19 protein-coding genes and 1 tRNA gene are annotated in these 17,926 nt (G+C 53.1%); 9 read left to right on the forward strand and 11 right to left on the reverse strand.

Translation table 11 applies throughout. The annotated features are described in order from the left end of the window. Positions 1-79 precede the first annotated feature (79 nt). Complete coding sequence (locus HKT17_RS13400; protein ID WP_105027354.1) at positions 80-919, forward strand: hypothetical protein; 840 nt, start codon at positions 80-82, stop codon at positions 917-919. An 83-nt stretch (positions 920-1,002) separates the two neighbouring features. Here the strand turns inward: HKT17_RS13400 and HKT17_RS13405 are convergent, their stop codons facing one another. Beyond that, positions 1,003-2,076: a 2Fe-2S iron-sulfur cluster-binding protein gene (locus HKT17_RS13405; RefSeq protein WP_171100724.1), complete on the reverse strand. Its 1,074-nt coding sequence runs from the start codon at positions 2,074-2,076 to the stop codon at positions 1,003-1,005. 12 nt (positions 2,077-2,088) lie between these two features. Then, positions 2,089-3,291 (reverse strand): alkane 1-monooxygenase, encoded by a 1,203-nt coding sequence (locus tag HKT17_RS13410; protein WP_171100725.1) that lies wholly within the window; start codon positions 3,289-3,291, stop codon positions 2,089-2,091. A gap of 181 nt (positions 3,292-3,472) precedes the next feature. Here HKT17_RS13410 and HKT17_RS13415 point away from each other — a divergent pair, with 181 nt between their 5' ends. The 7 genes from HKT17_RS13415 to HKT17_RS13445 all read left to right on the forward strand — a co-directional run bounded on the left by HKT17_RS13415 (position 3,473) and on the right by HKT17_RS13445 (position 9,324). Next, positions 3,473-4,114, forward strand: a complete 642-nt coding sequence (locus HKT17_RS13415) for a TetR/AcrR family transcriptional regulator (RefSeq protein WP_105027357.1) — start codon at positions 3,473-3,475, stop codon at positions 4,112-4,114. A 131-nt stretch (positions 4,115-4,245) separates the two neighbouring features. Beyond that, entirely contained in the window at positions 4,246-4,989 is a 744-nt protein-coding gene (locus HKT17_RS13420) for a response regulator transcription factor (RefSeq protein ID WP_105027358.1), read from the forward strand. Between the two features lie 54 nt (positions 4,990-5,043). Then, positions 5,044-6,312, forward strand: coding sequence for a glutamyl-tRNA reductase (hemA, locus tag HKT17_RS13425; RefSeq protein WP_105027359.1), 1,269 nt, complete (start codon positions 5,044-5,046; stop codon positions 6,310-6,312). Then, positions 6,313-7,395, forward strand: coding sequence for a peptide chain release factor 1 (gene prfA / locus HKT17_RS13430; RefSeq protein ID WP_171100727.1), 1,083 nt, complete (start codon positions 6,313-6,315; stop codon positions 7,393-7,395). After that, complete coding sequence (prmC, locus tag HKT17_RS13435) at positions 7,392-8,255, forward strand: peptide chain release factor N(5)-glutamine methyltransferase (protein ID WP_171100730.1); 864 nt, start codon at positions 7,392-7,394, stop codon at positions 8,253-8,255. Before prfA ends, prmC begins: the two co-directional genes overlap by 4 nt. An 80-nt stretch (positions 8,256-8,335) precedes the next feature. Next, positions 8,336-8,668, forward strand: coding sequence for a Grx4 family monothiol glutaredoxin (gene grxD, locus HKT17_RS13440; protein WP_105027362.1), 333 nt, complete (start codon positions 8,336-8,338; stop codon positions 8,666-8,668). Between the two features lie 53 nt (positions 8,669-8,721). After that, on the forward strand, positions 8,722-9,324 hold the full coding sequence (locus HKT17_RS13445) for a UbiX family flavin prenyltransferase (RefSeq protein WP_171100732.1): 603 nt from the start codon (positions 8,722-8,724) through the stop codon (positions 9,322-9,324). 75 nt (positions 9,325-9,399) lie between these two features. On the opposite strand, the gene HKT17_RS13450 is transcribed toward HKT17_RS13445, so the two are convergent. The 8 genes from HKT17_RS13450 to HKT17_RS13485 form a co-directional block, all read right to left on the reverse strand. Further along, positions 9,400-10,266 carry a class I SAM-dependent methyltransferase gene (locus HKT17_RS13450; RefSeq protein ID WP_171100733.1) on the reverse strand — a complete coding sequence of 289 codons (867 nt, stop codon included), beginning with the start codon at positions 10,264-10,266 and terminating at the stop codon, positions 9,400-9,402. Positions 10,267-10,992: 726 nt separating this feature from the next. Then, positions 10,993-11,068, reverse strand: a tRNA-Thr gene (locus HKT17_RS13455). A 14-nt stretch (positions 11,069-11,082) separates the two neighbouring features. Beyond that, positions 11,083-11,625, reverse strand: coding sequence for a ClpXP protease specificity-enhancing factor (locus tag HKT17_RS13460; protein WP_171100735.1), 543 nt, complete (start codon positions 11,623-11,625; stop codon positions 11,083-11,085). Positions 11,626-11,671: 46 nt separating this feature from the next. Next, the gene (locus tag HKT17_RS13465) at positions 11,672-12,274 is read right to left on the reverse strand and encodes a glutathione S-transferase N-terminal domain-containing protein (protein ID WP_105029704.1); all 603 of its coding nucleotides are present in this window, start codon (positions 12,272-12,274) and stop codon (positions 11,672-11,674) included. Between the two features lie 75 nt (positions 12,275-12,349). After that, positions 12,350-13,105 carry a cytochrome c1 gene (locus tag HKT17_RS13470; protein WP_105029705.1) on the reverse strand — a complete coding sequence of 252 codons (756 nt, stop codon included), beginning with the start codon at positions 13,103-13,105 and terminating at the stop codon, positions 12,350-12,352. Between the two features lie 52 nt (positions 13,106-13,157). Beyond that, the gene (locus HKT17_RS13475; RefSeq protein WP_105027366.1) at positions 13,158-14,423 is read right to left on the reverse strand and encodes a cytochrome b; all 1,266 of its coding nucleotides are present in this window, start codon (positions 14,421-14,423) and stop codon (positions 13,158-13,160) included. Positions 14,424-14,448: 25 nt separating this feature from the next. Then, positions 14,449-15,054: a ubiquinol-cytochrome c reductase iron-sulfur subunit gene (petA, locus tag HKT17_RS13480; RefSeq protein ID WP_105027367.1), complete on the reverse strand. Its 606-nt coding sequence runs from the start codon at positions 15,052-15,054 to the stop codon at positions 14,449-14,451. Between the two features lie 145 nt (positions 15,055-15,199). Further along, a complete protein-coding gene (locus HKT17_RS13485; RefSeq protein WP_171101541.1) occupies positions 15,200-15,952 on the reverse strand; it encodes a Nif3-like dinuclear metal center hexameric protein in 753 nt (250 codons plus the stop codon). Positions 15,953-15,984: 32 nt separating this feature from the next. Here HKT17_RS13485 and HKT17_RS13490 point away from each other — a divergent pair, with 32 nt between their 5' ends. Further along, a complete protein-coding gene (locus HKT17_RS13490) occupies positions 15,985-17,139 on the forward strand; it encodes a S1C family serine protease (RefSeq protein ID WP_105027368.1) in 1,155 nt (384 codons plus the stop codon). A 39-nt stretch (positions 17,140-17,178) separates the two neighbouring features. Here the strand turns inward: HKT17_RS13490 and tatC are convergent, their stop codons facing one another. Then, positions 17,179-17,916 carry a twin-arginine translocase subunit TatC gene (tatC, locus tag HKT17_RS13495; protein ID WP_171100737.1) on the reverse strand — a complete coding sequence of 246 codons (738 nt, stop codon included), beginning with the start codon at positions 17,914-17,916 and terminating at the stop codon, positions 17,179-17,181. Between the last annotated feature and the right edge of the window lie 10 nt (positions 17,917-17,926).

Consider the following 17,926-nt stretch of genomic DNA (forward strand, 5'->3'; position numbering starts at 1 on the left):
GGTTTTTTATTTGAATCCAAATCCCGGTTCAGTGCAGTAAAAATAATAACTTTACCGACAACCCAACGGATATCACCTTATGAGCACGGCACCTCAAATCGGCACCATTGCCTCAAAAACCGACAAGCTATTGGTTCAGCGCCAAGGCGAGCAACTCACCTTGCGTCAAGGCGATGCAATTTTGGCCGGCGATGTTTTACAGAACAAAGATCTGGTCGCCGTGGACATTGAACTACCAGGGCAGGCCGCCGGCCAAGCCGACTCACTGGTGACCTTGGCGCCGGAATCAGCTGCTCAAATCGCCACAAACTCAGCCGCCGAAGGCGGCATGATTGAAGTGACCTCCTTGACAGAAGGCGTTGAACTTTTTGCGGTCAGTGAAGGCACTGATGGTGCCATCTTGCTCGCTGATGCCGGCACAGGCTTTAGTGGACTGGTTGGTGCAGGTCTGCTTTCCGCCGGCACTGCCGGTGGGGCCAGCGGAATTGCCACTGCGATCGGTGGCGGCGTGGGTGTGGCTGCACTTGCCGCCTCATCTGGCGACGACACCAACGTAGAAGGTTCAGCCTTTACCGATGTACGCGTGGACAACGGCGATGAAACAACAGAACCTGTTGACGATCCCGAGAATCCCGACGAAAGCGAAAATCCCGAAGATCCGGAGAATCCGGAAGACCCTGAAGATCCAGTCGACAACCCGGAAGAACCCGAAGAACCAACAGATCCCGTAGACGAAGGAACCACTGGCACGCCACTGGATGCTGTACTCGACCCCTTGGCCGATGCACTCGGAGGCACCCCCTTGTCGGTGATTTCCGATCCCTTGTTTGATGCCTTGGGGTCCCTCCCAATCGGCTCAGCACCCAACCCTGCAGATTCATTGCCACTGGACGCCGTCACAGGCAACTTGCCAATCTGAGTAAGAGTTTCTGACATAAAAAAGGCCACCGAGGGTGGCCTTTTTTTATTCAATCCAAGCGAATCACCAATAACCTGTGCCACTCATTCAAATTTGTCGTAACGAATGTTCTCAGCCTTCACACCCAACTTCGAAAACTTGGCAATTGCTGCATCAATCATCGCGGGCGGCCCACACAAGTAGGCCTGAACCTGCGGCCAATCCAACTCTAGCTTGTCCAGCTCATCTGTCACGTAGCCACGCGCACCGTTCCAGCTTGAATTGGCGGGTTCCTCTGACAACACCTGCTTGAAGTTCAGTGAGCCTCGCCAGCCTTGCTGAATTCGACCTATTTCCTCATCGGCATACAAGTCGCGCTGGGTACGGGCACCAAACAGATAAACTGCGTCTCGAGTTTCGCCAGCCCACTTGGCCTGCTCCAGCAAACTCAAAATAGGCGCCATGCCACTGCCACCGGCAACACACACAATCGGCGCTGGCTTCTCACCCTCAGCTGGGCGCAAATAAAAATCACCAAACGGCCCGCTCATGCTCAGCCGGGTTTCTCGCCGGTTGGCAGCAAACAGCCATTCAGTGAACTTGCCGCCGGGCACCTTTCGAACATGGAAAACAAGTTCATCGGCTTCCTGGCCTTTGGGTGCCATCGCAAAACTGTAGTTGCGCGACAAGCTGAATTCTTCAAGTCGAATTTCAGCATATTGACCCGCCTTGAATGGCATGGGGTCATCCAGCGCCACACGCAATTCCACAATGTCGTGTGTCAAATCTTTTTGACCCACGATTGTTCCGCGGGTTTCCACCAAGCGGTCACCGCCAGAGGTTAATTCCACTTCAATTTCAAGGTCGGTTTCCGGAATTGACTGACAGGCCAGAATCATCCCGGCTTTCAAGTCCTCGGCGCTCAGCACATAACTTGAATCAGTCAGTTCGCGCACTTTGCCGCTTTTCAGTTTGCACTTGCATTGGGTGCAACTGCCCACTCGGCAATTGTGCGGAAAACCCAAACCAGCGGACAAGGCCGAATTCAAAATGACTTTGCGGCCTTTCTCCACCTCGAAGCTTTGCCCACCCGGGGCCACACTCACCTTGTGCGTTACCTTGCCTTTTTTGCCAGCCGCTGCGCCACCCTGCAATCCAAACCATTCAAGCAATTTCATGGTTATCTCCCTTTACGCAGCAGCGCGATTCAATTGTTGGCCAGTCTGCTGCCCCAACTGGGCAGATTTCAAACCTTTCATGCCGCTCTTCACGCTGGCCTCAATCGCCAGTTTTTTCTCTTCCGGCGTGGCAAAGGTTTCATCCCAATGGTTCAACAAAGGCGTCATCACCTTCTTGTAAAGCGGGGGCACCAGGGCCAGCAAAATAGTGCCCAAATAGCCAGTTGGCAGCATGGGTGCATGGCGATAGCTGCGCAGGTTCCAGTATTCCTGATCTGCCTCAGCATGGTGGTGCGAGTGGCGGGTCAGCGCGTACAACAAAGCAGTCGACACCGAAGCATTCGTGTTCCAGCTGTGGCGAGGTTCCACCTTGTCTTCCGGACGACGAACAATGCCGTAATGCTCCATGTAGTTCACGATTTCAAGCAAGGTTTTACCACCCGCACTCATGATCCAGAACATCACCACACCCGCCCAGCCACCAATGTAGAACGAAGCAGCAAACAAGCTCAAGCTCATCAAATTGCCACGCATCATGCGACTGTGGATTGGGTTCCAGACTGACTGGTTGAACTTGGCCAAGCGCTGCTTCTCCAGCTTCCAGGCCGACTTGTAACCGCCAATGGTGCTTTTCAACACAAAGCCATACACATTCTCACCGCGCTGTGCAGTGGCAGGATCGGCTGGGGTACCCAGGTTTTTGTGATGCCCATACACATGCTCAATCGCAAAAGAAGCATCACAAGTAAACGCCAGCATCCAGCGACCCAAAATCATGTCGCGCATGCTGTAGGTGCGGTGGGTCAGTTCATGGCCCACGTTGGTGCCACCAGCACCAAACAAAAACGCACCAGCCACAGCACCCACAAACCATTGGTACCAGGTGGTATCCGCTTGCAACTGAAGGCGGTCATAGCCAAATGTGTTCAACATAAAAGCATCAATGCCCAAAACATCCACAGGGGCCACCGCCCAGGTAAAGCAAAGTGTTACCCACATCAAAATGGGCAAAGTCAGCCACAGCATCAGGTTCAGAAAAAACTCGCCTTCCATGCGGGGCTCACTGCGATCATCAGGCAGCAAAACATCGCCCAATGCCACAACAAGCACCAAAGCAGCAATGCCGGTGTACATCCATGCCCCGCCCTGCATCATGGCGTGCATCACACCAATGGCAATCAGCGGAAAAGTGGTGAATTTAAGGTAATGCAACATAGGTGGTCTCCCATTGATGAATGCCCAATAATTGTTATTGGAAGGGCAAGGTCTATCCCGATGAAAATCATGTTAACAATTGTAAACATACTCGTCAATACCCATCGCCCTAAATTTGGATAAAACTTCCAAATCAAGGATTCATAACAGATGTTCGGGTTTTCGCTATAATCGTTGGCTTATGACCACCAACGCATCAACCATCCACGGCCGCACCCGGCTTATTGAAGCTGCATTGAACCTGAGCTATCACCGGCGAAGTTTCTCCAGCCTCGGCATTCGCGAAATAACGCGCGAAGCGAAACTGTCTGCGCCCGCGTTTTACAGGCACTTTGAAGACCTGGCCGACCTTGGCACCGCAGTTATTCTCGAAGTAGAAAAAGCAGTGCTCGACGCCTTCACCGAGGTTCGAATCAGTACTGCCAAAGAGGCCGACCTCGACATTCGCCCCATGCTAGTCAAACGGTTTTTTGACTGGGCGGCCGAGAATCCAAAACCAGTCGTGGTGGGTGCCTCCGAGGCTTTCGGTGCCCTGGAACGCATGCGCGACGGTCTGAAAAAAACCATTCGGGCGATCAGTGAAGACATTTGCAGCGACAACCGCATTGCCGCCCTGCTACCCGGTTTGCCCAAAGAAGAAATGATCGAGGTACTGGAAGTGCTTGCTCAAAATGTGCTCTTCATGGCAGTTGAGTACGTCGAGAAACCCGATCAGCGGCAGGCCATCTACGACAAAGCGCTTCGCATTGTGGCTGTTATTTTTGCAGGCGCGCACGCCACACATGCCATGAAACTGGAGCAGGAAAACAACCAAGCCCCATGATTGATAAATTGAACAACACTTCAATTTAACAAAAAAGCAACATTGTGTTTCCTGCCCTGTTTAAAGGATTAAACTGTCAACACACAAATTAACATTGTGGTAACAAAAATTCCGAAACAGGAGCCACACCCATGCGCATCGCCATTCTTGAAGACGACCTGACACAAAGCGAAATGCTGCGCTGGGTGCTTGAATCGGTTAACCACAAATGCCATTGCTTTGCCACATTCAAAAGCTTTCAAACCGCCCTGTACCGCGACAGCTTTGATTTGGTACTGCTCGATTGGGTATTGCCCGACAGCTCTGGCCCCAAGGTGATGCACTGGATTCGTGAAACCCTGCACATCAAAGTGCCCGTGTTGTTCATCACTTCAAAAACCGACGAAGAAAACATTGTCGAAGCGCTGAATGCCGGTGCTGACGACTACATGATCAAGCCCATACGTCGTGGCGAACTGATCGCCCGTGTCAATGCACTGCTGCGTCGCGCGTATCCCGAATTAACAGCTCCGGAGGTGTTTGAAATCACCGACCTGGAATTTCACCCCAAGTTCTCCACCATCGTACGACACACCAAACGCGTGGTCATGACCCAGAAAGAATTTGATTTGGCCCTTTTGCTGTTTCGCAACCTGGGCAAGCCCCTGTCACGGTCACACATTCAGGAAAGCGTGTGGGGACGCGACACCGATTTGCCCTCGCGAACCATGGACACCCACATCTCCCGCGTACGCTCCAAGCTGGCTTTGCGGCCAGAGCAAGGCTTCCGTTTAACCCCTGTGTATGGCTTTGGTTACAAACTGGAACAGGTGGACCATGAAGGCAAATCCACAGATCTGGCAAAAATCAAACGCCAACTCGCCGAGAACGATTGAGGGCGTATCCGCCATAGCGGGTTATAATGAAGGGTTTTCCGCCCAGTAGGTATTATGGAGCTTTTCGCAGTCGGCCTGAATTATCAATCCGCACCGCTCGCACTTCGCGAGCGTTTGGCGTTTCCGGCCGAGCAATTGCAAGAGGCCCTGCGTGCGCTGGCGCAGCGCGTACAAGCCCCTGAAGCAGCCATTCTCTCAACCTGCAACCGCACAGAAGTATATTGCGCAGCCAGCAATATTGAGCAGCTCAAAACCGACTTGCTTGAATGGCTGGCAGTCAACCGCAACATTCCAACCACCGAACTAGGCCCCCACCTGTACATTCTTCCCCAACAGGAAGTGGTACGTCATGCATTCCGCGTGGCCAGCGGGCTGGATTCCATGGTGCTGGGCGAAGCCCAAATTCTGGGCCAAATGAAGCAAGCCGCCCGCACCGCTGAAGAAGCAGGTACGCTGGGTCAAATGTTGCATCAGCTGTTTCAGCGCACCTTCTCGGTCGCCAAAGAAGTGCGCTCGCACACAGAAATCGGCGCCCACTCAGTTTCAATGGCGTCAGCCGCCGTGAAACTGGCCAGCCGAATTTTTGGAGACCTCAGCAAGCGCCATGTACTGTTTATTGGTGCCGGTGAAATGATCCAGCTATGCGCCACGCACTTCGCCGCGCAAAACCCGAAAAGCATCACCATTGCCAACCGCAGCGCAGATCGCGCCAACCAATTGGCTCAAACCCATGGCGCCAGCGTCATCGGCCTGGCGCAGGTGCCCGAGCAACTCGCAAAATCCGACATTGTGATTTCATGCACGGCCAGTACACTGCCCATCATTGGTTTAGGCATGGTTGAAGCTGCCTGCAAGAAACGCAAGCACGAACCCATTTTCATGCTCGACCTTGCGGTACCCCGCGACATAGAAGCGCAAGTCAGCAAGCTCGACGACGTATTCCTATATTCGGTTGATGACCTTAGCCAAATTGTGCAGGAAGGCCGTGAGCAACGCGCCGCCGCCGTGGAACAAGCCGAGGCCATTATTGAATCGCAAGTGCAAGGCTTCATGCGCTGGATGAGCGAACGTTCGCTGGTCCCCACCATTCAGGAAATTCACCAGAAAGCCGACGACATTGCCCAGCTTGAACTTGATCACGCCCGCAAGCAACTGGCCAAAGGCACACCCGCCGACGACGTACTACAGCTGATGGCCCACCGCATGAGCGCAAAATTCATGCACGGCCCCATGCAAGCGCTTCACCACGCAAGCCCGGCCGAACGGGAAGCCCTGTTAAAGTGGCTACCTCAGCTATTCAACATTAAAAACACCGACAAATAGATGAAAGACAGCATGCGGAACCGGCTAACGCGCCTTGCCGAGCGCCTTGCCGACCTTGAAGAATTCTTGTCGTCCCAAAACGCCGCCAACGACATGGCGCAGTTCAAGGCCATCACGCGTGAGCGCTCTGAATTACTGCCCGCCACTGAACGCTTTGCTGAATATCAAAGCATTGAAGCCGACCTGAACACCGCGCAGGAATGGCTTTCCGACCCCGACATGCGCGACATGGCCCGCGAAGAAATTGCACAAAACGAAGCGAAACTTGCGCAACTCGAAGCCGACCTTCAACGCCTGCTGCTGCCCAAAGACCCCAATGATCACCGCAATGCCATGCTTGAAATTCGCGCAGGCACCGGCGGCGATGAATCTGCATTGTTCGCAGGCGACCTGTTTCGCATGTACACCCGCTACGCCGAACGCCAGGGTTGGCAAATCGAGGTCATGAGCGCCAGTGAATCGGAACTGGGTGGCTACAAAGAAGTGATCATTCGCCTTGCCGGTGACAATGTATACAAGCACCTGAAGTTTGAATCAGGAGGCCACCGTGTTCAGCGCGTGCCCGCCACCGAATCACAAGGGCGTATTCACACCTCCGCCTGCACTGTGGCTGTGATGGCCGAACCCGACGAGGCAGAAACCGTTGAAATCAACCCCGCTGATTTGCGAATCGACACCTACCGCGCCAGTGGTGCGGGTGGCCAGCACATCAACAAAACCGATTCCGCTGTGCGAATTACCCACTTGCCCACAGGCCTGGTAGTGGAGTGCCAGGACGAACGCAGCCAGCACAAAAACAAAGCCAAGGCCATGAAGGTGTTGAATGTTCGCCTTCAGGACAAAATTGACCGCGAACGCCAAGCCGCTGAAGCCAGCGAACGCCGCAGCCTGGTGGGCTCCGGCGACCGGTCCGAGCGCATACGCACCTACAACTTCCCGCAAGGGCGGATGACCGACCACCGAATCAACTTGACCCTGTACAAACTCGACTACATCATGGACGGCGACTTAAACGACCTGATGAACGGCCTGACTGCATTTCACGAAGCTGAACTGCTGGCCGAAATCACCGCCAAAGAATGAGCACACTGCCCAAACCCACCATTGAATCGGTGTTGCAGCAAACACGCGAAGAAACCGGGCTTGCGCCCAGCGAGCTGCGTATCCTGATGACCCACATCACCGGGTTTGACCGGGTCAATCTGGTGACAAAGGGCAACCGGGAACTGCCCATGGACCAACTCAGCGCGTTCAAATCATTGGCCGCCAAAAGGCAGCAAGGCGAACCCATTGCTTATTTGGTACAACAAAAGGAATTCTATTCACGCCCGTTTTTTGTCGACTCCCGGGTGCTGATACCCCGCCCGGAAACCGAAGAACTGGTAGAACATGCCCTTGGTTTTTTGCAAAGCAAATCGACTGAAAATCTGCTGACCCGAGTGCTCGATATCGGTTGCGGCAGTGGTGCCATTGCGGTGTCACTGGCGCTTGAAAACCCGATACTTGAGGTAACCGCCAGCGATATTTCAGCTGACGCCCTGTGGGTTGCCCAATTCAACGCCAATGAGCTGGGTGCGAAAAATATCCGTTTCGTTCAATCTGATCTCTTCGAGAATTTGCTGAACCAAACACCACCCTTGGCATTCGACCTCATTTGCAGCAACCCGCCCTACATTGAACTGGGGGACGAACATCTTTCACAAGGCGATCTGCGTTTCGAGCCCCAACAAGCCTTGACGGATGGCGGCGATGGCCTGCGCTTTTACCGTGAAATTGCCCAACACAGCCCAAGCCTGTTGCGCGCAGGTGGTGGCGTGCTGGTTGAACACGGCCACCTTCAACAGGCAGCCGTGAAAGCCCTGTTTTCAAAGGCGCCCTATGTGCATGTTCAAGGCCTGCCCGACCTGGCCGGTACCCCGCGCTTCGTGTTTGCCCACATCTAGGCATTGAAAACGAGCGTTTTATACCCACATCCATTACACTACAGGGTTGTAGCAATTCATCCAATTGAAAGGAAGTTTTTATGAGCGCTCGCGATTCCATTCACGAAACCGTCACCAGCCACCCCGTGGTTTTGTTCATGAAAGGAACAGCCCAGTTCCCCATGTGCGGGTTTTCTGGTCGCGCCATTCAAATCCTGAAAGCCTGCGAAGCTGAAAAAGTAGTCACAGTGAACGTGCTGGACGACCCCGAAATTCGCCAAGGCATCAAAGAATACGCCAACTGGCCCACCATTCCACAACTCTATGTGAATGGCGAATTTTTGGGCGGCTGTGACATCATGACCGAGATGTACCAAAGTGGCGAATTGCAGGCACTGATTGCCGCTGCCAATGCGTCGACCAAGTCTGAGTAAATCATGAAACCGGCCGCACCAATCGCCCTGCGGCCACTTCCAGGCACCCCATCTTGAGCAGCACCCTTCCCCCCCAATTCAAACAGTCCATCACTGTTGCCATTACCGGTGCCAGCGGTGCTTTGTACGGTTTGAAAATTCTCGACTTGCTGCGTGCTCGCGGCGACACGGAAATTCACCTGGTGGTGTCGTCTTCAGGCTGGCTCACCCTTGCCAGTGAATGCGACCTGAGCAAGGAAGAAATTGAAGCGAAAGCCCATGTGGTGCACTCGCCCAAACAAGTGGGCAACTGCATTGCCAGTGGTTCTTATCCCTCCATGGGCATGGTCATTGCGCCCTGCTCCATGCACACCTTGGCTGCTGTGGCACATGGATTGTCAAATAACCTGATCACCCGTGCAGCCGATGTGGTGCTGAAAGAGCGACGCCGCCTGGTGTTGCTGCCTCGAGAAACTCCGCTGAATTTGGCTCATCTTCGCAACATGGTCAGCGTGACAGAAATGGGTGGCATTGTGATGCCACCAGTGCCCGCGCTATACCAGCGCCCTGCCAGCATCGATGCCATGGTCACCGACACCGCCCAGCACGCCCTGCAACTGCTGGGACTACCCAATGTACAGCGCAATGAATGGCAGGGGCTCAAAAGCAACAGCTAACTGATTGCGCTTTGCCCGCACCATCTTGTGGGTGCTTATTCAACGCCTCGAGCCAGCCCTGTCCGCTTCAGGGATCTAGGCTGGCACGTGAAAGCGCTGCTGCAAGCCCTCTTCACCATCCAGCCCTAACTCCACCAACATGTCGCGTAATCGCTGCGCGGCCTTTGGGTTCGATCGCTGGTGCTTCTTCGCAATAATCAACTCATTTTTCATCGAATGCTCCCAACCCACCAACTCAGTCACAGTCACCTGGTAACCATGCGCCTCCAGTTGCAGGCAACGCAACACATTCGTTAGCTGGCTCCCAAATTCACGGGTATGAAGTGGATGGCGCCACATTTCCACCAAACTGCTTTTACCCAGCTGGCTGGCTTTGCTCTTGCGCAAGTGCGTAGCCACCTCAGCCTGGCAACACGGCACCAAAGCCATGAACTTCGCCTGTTTTTTCAAGCCAAATGAAATCGCATCGTCAGTGGCCGTGTTACACGCATGCAGCGCAGTGACAATATCGACAGTTTCAGGCAAATCAGGGTGCTCCGTGGCCTGCGCCACCGGCAAATTAATAAACTGCATACCCGCATCAAAACCAAGCTGTTTCGCCAGGGTATTCGACTTGTCCACCAACTCCTGTCGGGTTTCCACGCCTGCCACTACAGCCCCATCAGGGTTTTGTTTCAAGTAGAGGTCGTACAAAATAAACCCAAGATACGACTTGCCTGCACCATGATCCACCAAGTACAAACCGCCGTCATTGGCTTTGCGCACCTCATCAATCAACGGTTCAATAAATTGGGTCAAGTGGTACACCTGCTTCAACTTCCTTCGGCTGTCCTGGTTAATGCCACCTTCTCGCGTCACGATGTGCAACGCCTTCAACAATTCGATTGACTGACCTGGCTTTAGCTCAAGTGTATCTAGGGGGTTTCTTTTGGGTTTGGGCATCGCTGTGGGTTGCTGCGGTGAATACAATGCGCACAGTGTAAAGGGTTTGAGCGCAATTGGCGTGGGTCCAGATCTCTCGCAACCTCTTAATCGCCCAATTGGCTTGGGTTTCAATCTCTCGCCAGAAAACCTGTACTCCCCTTGCTGAGCCTCGCGATGCCTGAGAACGGCCCTCCAAAAAAGCGGGTCGGGTCCGTTCTCTGTCGCCCATGCTGGGCAACACCGGCCCTGCTCGGCACGCAAGGGCAGGTTTTCTTGAAGGCGAGGCGATCGAAACACCGTCGCCGATTGGGCGATGAAATCAGCCGTGAGTTGCGTGGTGAGGGAGATTCGCCAGTGCAGATTGACCATTGAACACCGCCGTGAGTCGCTCGGAGGTGGCGAAGCGCTGCACGGGAGTGCGGGGAGCTGAACTTGCAATGGGTCACACGATGACCAGTCAGAAAACTTGCCGGCTTGGCGCGCAGAGACCAACGATCGCGCCCTGGCGCGAAAGCCAAGACCCGACCGTTACTTTTGGAGGGCTTGGCTTAGTGCAGGCTCAAGTCGACAAGCCGAAATGCCAAGTTTTCGGGCAGCGGTGACCCTTCAAGTTCAGCTCTCAATTCGCCAGCAAGTGCGACACAAGCAACCCACGTCGAATTGGCAATAGACGCCAGCGCAAGACGCATCTCGCGTGTTCGACAGAAAAAATTTGGATGATTTCCCGAGAAACCGGGAGAAGAATGGTGCCGCTTGTCGGATTCGAACTGACGACCTACCGCTTACAAGGCGGTTGCTCTACCAACTGAGCTAAAGCGGCACTTAAGAGAAGCGCTATTTTACTCGAGTCAGATGATTTTTTTTCTTCTGCCCGGGTTTTTTTGGTGTTTTTTCATCAGATTTATCTGATTTAGCCACAGACAAAGGCTGCGGGTCATCAGAGGCGCCCGAAACTGAACGTAACCCAGCTGGCTTGTCATCAGGATCGGTTGAAACGGGCTCATCCTCTTCATCAAGAATGAATTGCACCGCCTCGTTTCCGTCACCCTCAATTTCTGCCAATGGCTTCGATACTTCAAAAGCCATGCCATGCCCATTCTCACGCGCATAAATCGCACTGATTTGTTCAATTGGCACAAAAATTTCGCGAACTATCCCGCCAAATCGGGCTTCAAATTCAATCGCCGTATTGCCAAGGCTTAATTTGTTGGTGGCCAAGGGAGACGTGTTCAGCACAATCTCCCCGGCTTTTACAAATTCTTTCGGCACTTGAGTTTTCTCATTCACAGCCACGGCGAGGTAAGGCGTGTAGCCATTGTCGACACACCATTCGTGAATGGCTCGAATCAAATAAGGCTTTGTAGATACTTCAGTCACTGCTTTTTCCTCGACGTGTCCGGATGGCTACTCAGTGAGTATCCAATTAACGACGCATTACCTTTTCTGAAGGTGTCAATGCATCAATAAATGCAGGCTTCGCGAAAATACGTTCGGCATACTTCATCAATGGCGCAGCAGACTTGGGCAGTTCAATACCATAGTGCTCCAAACGCCACAGCAAGGGTGCCAAAGCAACATCAAGCATCGAGAACTCTTCGCCCAGCATGTATTTGCTTTTCACAAACACCGGGGCCAGTTGGGTGAGCTGCTCACGAATTGCCGACTTGGCTTTGTCCATGGCCTTGGGGTTACCTGCTTTTTCCAACACGCTCACATGTTGAAACAGTTCACGCTCAAAATTGAACAGGAACAAGCGAGTACGTGCACGCATCACCGGGTCTGCTGGCATCAATTGGGGATGAGGAAAACGCTCATCAATGTACTCGTTGATAATATTTGACTCGTACAAAATCAAATCGCGTTCAACCAGAATTGGCACCTGGCTGTAGGGGTTCATCACACTGATGTCATCAGGCCGATTGAACAAGTCAATGTCCTTGATCTCGAAATCCATGCCTTTTTCATGCAAAACAAACCGGCAACGCTGAGAAAACGGGCAGGTTGTTCCAGAGTAAAGAACCATCATAATGTTGTCATCCCAAAACAAAAAATGGCCGGGGCGAGCAAACACCCCAGCCTGTACATGATTAAGCCAAAAAGCTTACTTGATGTCTTTCCAGTAAGCAGCGTTCAAGCGCCACGCAAAAATGGTAAACACGCCAAAGAACAACAACACGATTACGCCCAACTTGAAGCGGTCTTCGCGCACCGGCTCTGCCATGAACACCAGGAAACTGGTGAGATCGGCCATGGCCTGATCGTATTCCACCTGGGTCATGGTGCCTGGCTTGGTCAACTCAAAGCCAACAAACTGCTGAACCGTACCTTCCTTGCCATAACCGGCAGGCACTTCTTCGTACTTGGCTACTTGCTCACCCTGTAGTTCCCACAACACATGGGGCATGCCCACGTTTGGGAAGGCCATGTTGTTCCAGCCAGTTGGCTTGGAGGGGTCACGGTAATAAGTACGCAGGTAGGTGTAAATGTAATCAGCACCAGGACCATTCGCAGAAGCACGTGAACGTGCAATCAGCGACAGGTCAGGCGGTGCAGCACCAAACCATTTCTTGGCATCTTTTGGATCCATCGAAATATTCATGGTGTCGCCCACGTTGTCGGTGGCAAACATCAGGTTTTCCTTGATCTGCTCATCGGTCAAACCAATGTCGCGCAAGCGGTTGTAACGCATGCTTTCAGCAGAGTGGCAATTCAAACAGTAATTGGAAAACAACTTGGCACCGCGTTGAAGCGCGGCCAGGTCGTTCGTCAAGTCAGGCGCTGTGTCCAGTGGGTAATTACTGCCCGCACCGAAAACCAGTGAGGGAACAAGCGCCAACAAAGCCAGTAGTTTTTTCATCATTTAATCCTATCTTCTCCAGTTCGTCGTCCAGTCAGCTTGGTGCGCATGCTTAGTGCGGTTGAAACACAACACGGTCAGGCACAGGCTTGAAGGTGCCCAGCTTTGACCACCAAGGCATCGCCAGGAAGAACAGGAAGTAGTACAGGGTACCAATCTGGGAAACGATTTGGCCAATGTCTGATGGTGGCTTCACACCCAGATAGCCCAACACGATGAAGTTGATTACGAACACCGCGTATATCCACTTGTGCAGCGCTGGGCGATAACGGATCGACTTCACCTTGCTCTTGTCCAGCCATGGCAGGAAGAACAGGATAACAACCGCGCCACCCATGGCCACTACACCCCAGAACTTCGCATCCAGACCCAGGAACGGGAATGTGATGGCACGAAGAATGGAATAGAACGGTGTGAAGTACCAAACGGGAGCGATGTGCGCTGGTGTTTTCAACGGGTCAGCTGGAATGAAGTTGTTGTATTCCAGGAAGTAACCACCCATTTCAGGCGCGAAAAACACAATGGCAGAAAACACCATCAGGAACACGCCCACACCCAAAATGTCATGCACGGTGTAGTAAGGGTGGAAAGGAATGCCGTCCAGAGGCTTGCCGTTGGCATCCTTCTTTTCCTTGATTTCAACGCCGTCAGGATTGTTGGAACCCACTTCGTGCAAAGCCACCAAGTGCGCAGCCACCAGACCCAGCAACACCAGTGGAATGGCGATCACGTGGAAGGAGAAGAAACGGTTCAGGGTGGCATCGGAAACCACATAGTCACCGCGAATCCAGATGGCCAGATCAGGACCAATCACCGGAATTGCAGAGAACAGGTTCACGATCACCTGTGCACCCCAGTAGCTCATTTGGCCCCATGGCAACAAGTAACCAAAGAAAGCCTCAGCCATCAGACACAGGAAAATTGCAACACCAAAAATCCAGATCAGCTCACGGGGCTTGCGATAAGAACCATACAACAGGCCACGCATCATGTGCAGGTAAACCACCACGAAGAACATGGAAGCGCCGGTGGAATGCATGTAACGCACCAGCCAGCCCCACGGTACATCGCGCATGATGTACTCAACGGACTGGAAAGCTTTTGCCGCATCTGGTTTGTAGTGCATGACCAGGAAAATACCGGTCACTATCTGGATGACCAACACCAGCAAGGCCAGTGAGCCAAAAAAGTACCAGAAGTTGAAGTTTTTGGGCGCATAGTACTCGGACAAATGCGCTTTGTAGGTCGAGGTCAGGGGGAAACGCTGGTCAATCCAGCCCAACACGCCTGTTGTTTCGACTTTTTTGTCTGCCGCCATAATTACTACTCCTCGCTCTCAGATGTCAGGCGTTGTTCTCGTCTACACCGATCAACAACTTGGTGTCTGACAAATATTTGTGGGGTGGCACTTCCAGGTTGTCCGGTGCAGGTTTTCCAGCGTAAACGCGGCCAGCCAGATCAAACGTTGAACCGTGACAAGGGCAGAAGAAGCCGCCTTGCCAGTCATCGGGCAGGCTTGGCTGGGGACCGGGTTCAAAACGGGCGGAAGGCGAGCAGCCCAAGTGAGAGCAAATGCCCACTGCAACCAGATATTCTGGCTTGATGGAGCGGTGGGGATTGCGTGCGTACTCGGGGGTCAACTGGTCGGGGCTGCGCTCGGAATTCGGGTCAGCCAACTGGTCATCCAGCTTTGGCAGTGCTTCCACCACGGCTGGGTCGCGACGAACAACCCAAACTGGCTTTCCACGCCATTCGACAGTTTTCATGTCGCCTGGCTGCATGCCAGAAATATCAAGCTCAACTGGCGCACCGGCTGCTTTCGCGCGCTCGGAGGGTGCCATTGAAGTCAGAAACGCGCCACCAGTTGCCGCAGCCGCTACACCACCCGCTGCGCCGCAAGCGATCATCCATACGCGACGTTCTTTGTCTACAGGTTGATTATTGCTCATCAAAATAACCCCGAAAGTAAAATCCAGTGATCCATGCAACCGGAGATTGTACCCCACCAAGCTTAAAACAAGGAACAGTTTTGGGGAGAATTTCCATCAAATGCTGAGTGGACAGAAACATTTGCGGCCATACATTAGAAAACATCTAAACCGCAACGAACAAATCACGGAAAATCACTTCAATACCATAGCGTTGTGCAATCCATTCGCCCAGGGCCTTTACACCGCAACGTTCCGTGGCATGGTGACCGGCACCCAGCAAGCTGACATTGCATTCACGGGCCACATGCACGGCAGGCTCGGACAACTCACCAGTCAAGTACAAATCGGCGCCCTGCAAAGCCGCCTCCTCCACATAACCGGGTGCCCCGCCAGTGCACCAGGCCACGGTCGTCACCGTGCGCTCAGGGTCGCTGTTCCCTTCCACTTGAACATGGTGGCCCAATACACTGCTTACCTGCTGAACCAGTTCACTCAGAGGCTGAGGCTTCGAGAGCACACTCAAGTGAACCAAACCCTTGTCGCCCACCACACGGGTGCTGGGCCAACCCAACATTTTGCCCAATTGGGCGTTGTTGCCCAGCTCTGGGTGTTTGTCCAGCGGCAAGTGGTAAGCAAAAACGTTCAAATCATGGCCAAGTGCCAATTGCAGACGCTCCTTTCGAAACCCGGTCACCACCTGGGGGTCGCCTTTCCACATCAGGCCATGGTGTACCAAAATCGCATCGGCATTCAATTCAACCGCCAGCTCAATCAGCGCCCTGGATGCGGTGACACCCGTCAACAGCCGTTGAATACGGGGCCTGCCTTCCAACTGCAGCCCATTTGGGCAATAATCTGACATGCGAGCCTGATCCAGCAATTCCCGCAAATCATGTTCCAGCACATTCCGATCCACTGAAGCCAACGGCGCACCCCTGCATTCTTGATATGTTGAAAAAACTCTGGCTGACCTTTGCTCAGGCCTTAACCGTACTTCTTGCATTGTATTTCATCACCGAAGTACTACGCCCAGAGTGGGTACCCAACTGGCTGCAAAAGCCGGCTTATCAAACAGCCCAGCCCGAAGGTGTGGCTGGCTACCGCCATGCCGTGGACACCGCCATGCCGGCCGTGGTGAATATTTTTACCAGCAAACGCGCAAACAACTTGCCCAAGCACCCATTTTTCGAAGACCCGGAAATTCGTAAATTTTTCGGCGATGAACTAGAGGAACAGTTTGAGCAAGAAGAGCAAGCCTCTAGCCTGGGCTCGGGCGTCATTGTGAACAGCGACGGTTTGATTGTGACCAACCAGCACGTGGTTGAAGCAGCTGATGAAATTGAAGTCAGTCTGAACGACGGAAGAACAACCAAAGCTGAGCTGGTGGGAACTGACCCTGAAACCGATCTTGCCGTGCTTCGAATCAAACTCGATAACCTACCCAGCCTGAAATTTGCCGCCGATGAAACAGTGCGGGTGGGCGATGTGGTGCTGGCCATGGGCAACCCCTTCGGCGTGGGCCAAACCGTGACCATGGGCATTGTGAGTGCGCTGGGTCGAAACCACGTCGGCATTAACACGTTCGAGAACTTCATTCAAACCGATGCAGCCATTAACCCCGGCAACTCCGGCGGAGCGCTTGTGGATACCGCAGGCAATCTGCTGGGGATCAACACGGCCATTTACAGTCGCTCGGGAGGCTCATTGGGTATTGGCTTTGCCATCCCGGCCAAAACCGTTCAAGGGGTGTTGAACCAGATTGTGCGCACCGGCACGGTGACTCGCGGTTACATTGGTGTAGAGCAACAAAACATCACCGAAGAACTGGCCTCGGCATTTGATTTACCGCAAAAAGACGGTGTGATTATTGCGGGTATTGTGAAAGATGGCCCCGCGGACAAGGCTGGCCTGAAAGTGGGCGATATTCTGCTGAAGCTGGACGACAAAAAAATTACTGACACCACACAGATGTTGAACCAGATTGCGGCTTACGCACCAGGTGACAAAAAATCAGTGGAATTGTTGCGCGACGGCAAAACCGAGACCGTCATGATTGAGATTGGCGTGCGCCCAAAGCCTGGTGACTTTTTGAAACGGCCTTGATACATCATCAAGGCCAACCCGCCTGGCTTATGCTCTGATTTATTCCAGAATTTGCTGACGTTGTTTGCCGATAATTTTGGCAAACAGAATACCCACCTCGTACAAAATACAAATGGGAATGGCAAGAAACAGCTGTGACATCACATCGGGCGGTGTCACGATGGCAGCAATTACAAAAGCCGCCACAATCACATACCCACGAATTTCCACCAGTTTTTCTACGGTAACCACACCCAGGTACACCAACACCACCACCACAATGGGCACCTCGAAGGTCATGCCGAAAGCCATGAACATGGTCAGCACGAAGCTCATGTAGGCTTCAATGTCCGGTGCTGGCGTGATGCTTTGCGGGGCGAAATCGTTGATGAAGGCAAACACCTTGCCAAACACAATGAAATGACAAAAAGCAATGCCCACGAGAAACAGCACTGTGCTGGAAAAAATAATGGGCAAAGCCATTTTTTTCTCGTGTTGATACAAACCAGGCGCGATGAAGGCCCAGGCTTGATACAACAAGATGGGCAGAGAAATGACAAAGGCCACCATGGCAGTCAATTTCACGGGCACCATGAAGGGTGTGATCACGCCCGTGGCAATCATCTTGGTGCCTTCGGGCAGAGCGCTTTGAATGGGCAAGGCCAACAAATCAAAAATGTAGGCAGCGCCCGGGTAGGCCATCAAGGCCACAAACACAATCAAAAAACCAACCACTGCGCGCAACAAACGATCGCGCAGTTCGACCAGGTGACTGACAAAATTTTCTTGCTGACTCATTACCCATGCA

Origin of the sequence: Limnobacter sp. SAORIC-580 (assembly GCF_013004065.1) — a bacterium.
GTDB classification, from domain to species: Bacteria; Pseudomonadota; Gammaproteobacteria; order Burkholderiales; family Burkholderiaceae_B; genus Limnobacter; species Limnobacter profundi.